Genomic DNA, 3,668 nt, shown 5'->3' with positions numbered 1-3,668 from the left:
CGGCAAGCCGATCGACGAGGCCGCCACCAAGGTCAAGATCATCGGTATCGACTCCGGCGCCGACTCCAAGGCCTTCACCTCGTTCCTGACCACCGACAACATCCAGGGCGGCCGCGTCGCCGCTGACGGCCTTGCCGCAGCCATCGGCGAAGCCAATGGCGGCAAGATCGAGGGCGACGTCGCCCTGATCACCGCGCTTCCGGGCGCCGGCTCGCTCGAACAGCGCGCCCAGGGCTTCAAGGAACAGCTCGCCGCCAAATATCCGGGCCTCAAGCTGGTCGCCGACAAATACGCCGACGGCCAGGCCACCACCGGCCTCAACATCGCCACCGACCTGATCACCGCCAACCCCAACCTCAAGGGCATTTTCGCCTCCAACCTGATCATGGCGCAGGGCGTCGGTCAGGCGATCGCCGAGAACAGCCTCGCAGGCAAGGTCGGGCTGGTCGGCTTCGACAGCGACGAGAAGCTGATCAAATTCCTCAATGACGGCGTCATTTCGGCTCTCGTCGTCCAGGATCCGTACCGGATGGGCTATGACGGCATCAAGACGGCGCTCGCCGCCTCGAAGGGCGAGAAGGTCGAAGCCAATGTCGACACTGGCGCCAACCTGGTGACCAAGGCCAACATGAAGGATCCGAAGATCGACGCGCTGCTCAACCCGAAGCTCGACTGAGCATAGCCGCAAGTGAACTGTTTCCGGGGCATTTTCGCCCCGGAGACATCCCACTCGTGCCAATCGCGAGGCCAATCTTTGGGGCCAATCTGGGAGGATTGTCATGATGTCGACGGCGCAGGAACTCCATCCGGCCCCAACGCTGGAACCGGGCAGGACCATCCTCGAACTGCAAGGGCTGGAAAAGCGCTATCCCGGCACTCACGCGCTGAAGCCGGTCGACCTCGCCTTCAAGGCCGGCGAGATCCACGCCATCGTCGGCGAGAACGGCGCCGGCAAATCCACCCTGATCAAGCTTCTGACCGGCGTCATGCCGCGCACCTCCGGCGACGTCATCTGGGAGGGCAAGCCTGCCGCATTGGCGACGCCGCATGAGGCGATGGCGCTCGGCATCAATGCCGTGCATCAGGAAGTCGTCCTGTGCCGCCATCTCACCGTCGCCGCCAACATGTTCCTCGGCGAGGAGGATGCACGTTTCGGCATCCTGCAGCAGCGGGCGATGGTCAGGCAGGCGCAGAAGATCATCGACGATCTCGGCTTCGACCTGCCGGCGCATGTCATGCTGGGTGACCTGACCATCGGCCAGCAGCAGTTGATCGCCGCCGCCCGCGCCACCGTGCGCGGCACCAAATTCCTGATCTTCGACGAACCGACCGCCTACCTCACCCGCAAGGAGGCCGACCAGCTGTTCACGCTGATCCGCCGGCTGAAGGGCGAAGGCGTCACCATCATCTACATCAGCCATCGCATGGAGGAAGTGTTTGAGCTCGCCGACCGCGTCTCGGTGCTGCGCGACGGCACGCTGGTTGGCACCAGGAACATCGCCGAGACCAATGACGCCGAGCTGGTTAAGATGATGATCAACCGCTCGATCGAGCAGGTCTACCACAAGGAGCATTTCACCCCGGGCGCGATGCTTGTAGAAACCAGGAACCTGTCCGGCAAGGGTTTCGAAAATGTCTCGATGTCCGTCCGCGCCGGCGAGATCGTCGGCCTCTACGGCCTGATCGGCGCCGGCCGCAGCGAGTTCGTCACCACGCTCTACGGCCGGCACCGCAAATCGGCCGGCCAGATCCTGTGGGAGGGCAAGGAGGTCAAGGTCAATTCCGAACATGACGCGATCAGGCTCGGCATGGCGCTGGCCCCGGAAAGCCGCCGCGACCAGGGCCTCTGCCTCAACCTGCCGGTCGGGCTCAACCTCAATCTGCCGATCTACAAGCGCATCTCGAATAATCTGCTGATCTCCCGCGCGCAGGAAAAAGCGCAAGCCGATCGCCAGATCGCCGACCTGCGCATCAAGACGCCGACGCGCGGCGCGCTGGCCTCCAGCCTGTCGGGCGGCAACCAGCAGAAGATCGTCATCGGCAAATGGCTCGCCCATGGCGCCAAGCTGTTCATCTTCGACGAGCCGACTGTCGGCGTCGATGTCGGCACCAAGGCCGAGATCTACCGCCTGTTCGGCGCGCTGCTGTCCAAGGGAGCCGGCATCATCCTGATCTCGTCCTACCTGCCGGAGGTCTATGAGCTCGCCGACACGCTGCACGTGTTCCGGCGCGGCAAGCTGGTGGCCACGCATGGGTTTCGTACCGCTGATCACGAGGAGATCCTCACCCAGGCGCTGGCCGAGAAACAAGAAAAACCGGGAGGACGGATATGAGCACCGAGGCGATCGCTGTCGAAAGGCCGAAACGCAACTACAACGCCCTGTTCGGGCTGACACTGCTGGCGCTGCTGGTTCTTTTGTGGGTCATCCTGTCGGTGGCGACGCCGAGCTTCGCCTCCGCCAACAACATCTCCAACCTGTTGCGGCAAGGGTCGATGATCGCCATCCTGGCGGTCGGCCAGACCTTCGTCATCATCACCGGCGGCATCGACCTTTCCGTCGGCGCCGTGGTTGGCTTCGCCACCGTCATCGTCGCGATGCTGATCAACGCCGGCACACCGGTTTTCCTCGCCATCCTGATCACCTTGCTGGTCGGCGTCGCCATCGGCATGTTCCATGGCTTCGGCATCGTCAAGATGGGCCTGCCACCCTTCATCATCACCCTGGCGACGCTGACCTCGCTGCGCGGCATCGGTCTGTTGATGACCAACGGCAACTCGATCTCGATCAACAACGACGCCTTCCAGACGTTCTCGCGCAGTTCCTTCGTCGGCGTCCCCAATCTGTTCTGGATGGTGATCCTGGTCGGCATCCCGGCCTACATCTTCCTGCACCACAGCCGCTGGGGCCGCTATCTGTTCTCTGTCGGCTCCAACGCCGAGGCGTCGCGTCTGTCGGGCGTCAACGTCCAGCGCACCATCTACATGGCCTACACGCTGTCGGGGCTGTGTGCGGCCTTCGTCGGCGTGCTGCTCGCGTCGCGCATCGGCATCGGCAATCCGACGCAGGCCGAGGGCTGGGAATTGCAGGCGATCGCCTCCTCGGTGATCGGCGGCACCTCGCTGTTCGGCGCTGTCGGCTCAGTGCACGGGCCGCTGCTCGGCGCCTTCATCCTTGCCACCATCAACAACGGCGCCAATCTGCTCAACGTCAACGCCTTCTGGCAGCGCATCATCACCGGCGTGCTGATCATCGTCATCGTCTATTTCGACGGGCTGCGCCGCCGCGGCAAATAGATCGCCCCTAACAACCGCCGGCCTCGCGACAGCAGAGCCGGCGGTGCCATGAACCGACTGGATTGAAGCATGAAAGCCGTCGTCTGCCGCTCGCCCGGCGAACTTGTCCTTGAAGATCGTCCGGCCCCTGGCGCGCCCCCCGCCGGCTGGGCGCTGGTCGCCGTCAGCCATGTCGGCATCTGCGGCACCGACTATCACATTTTCGAAGGCAAGCACCCGTTCCTCGCCTATCCCCGCATCATGGGCCACGAAGTCTCGGGAACCGTGATCGAGGTTGGCGAGGACGTCGATCTCGCCGTCGGTGAAGCCGTGATCGTCAACCCCTATCTCGCCTGCGGCAAATGCATCGCCTGCCGGCAGGGCAAGCCGAATT

General features: G+C 63.8%; 4 protein-coding genes. All 4 read left to right on the top strand.

All coding sequences use genetic code 11. From position 1 onward, the window contains the following. Nucleotides 1-676: substrate-binding domain-containing protein (locus E5W70_RS28320; RefSeq protein WP_292664618.1), on the top strand; the 676-nt coding region annotated here is incomplete at its 5' end. A gap of 103 nt (nt 677-779) precedes the next feature. Continuing rightward, nucleotides 780-2,333 carry a sugar ABC transporter ATP-binding protein gene (locus E5W70_RS28315; protein WP_292664617.1) on the top strand — a complete coding sequence of 518 codons (1,554 nt, stop codon included), beginning with the start codon at nt 780-782 and terminating at the stop codon, nt 2,331-2,333. After that, nucleotides 2,330-3,295, top strand: coding sequence for an ABC transporter permease (locus tag E5W70_RS28310; protein WP_292664616.1), 966 nt, complete (start codon nt 2,330-2,332; stop codon nt 3,293-3,295). The genes E5W70_RS28315 and E5W70_RS28310 overlap by 4 nt, the downstream gene beginning before the upstream one ends. A 69-nt stretch (nt 3,296-3,364) precedes the next feature. Next, nucleotides 3,365-3,668 (top strand): alcohol dehydrogenase catalytic domain-containing protein (locus E5W70_RS28305; protein WP_292664615.1); only part of this gene is annotated, 304 nt, incomplete at its 3' end.

The organism is Mesorhizobium sp. (genome assembly GCF_005063415.1).
Taxonomy (GTDB): Bacteria; Pseudomonadota; Alphaproteobacteria; order Rhizobiales; family Rhizobiaceae; genus Mesorhizobium.
The sequence above is the reverse complement of the archived record's forward strand: the minus strand, read 5'-3'. Positions and strand labels throughout refer to the sequence as shown.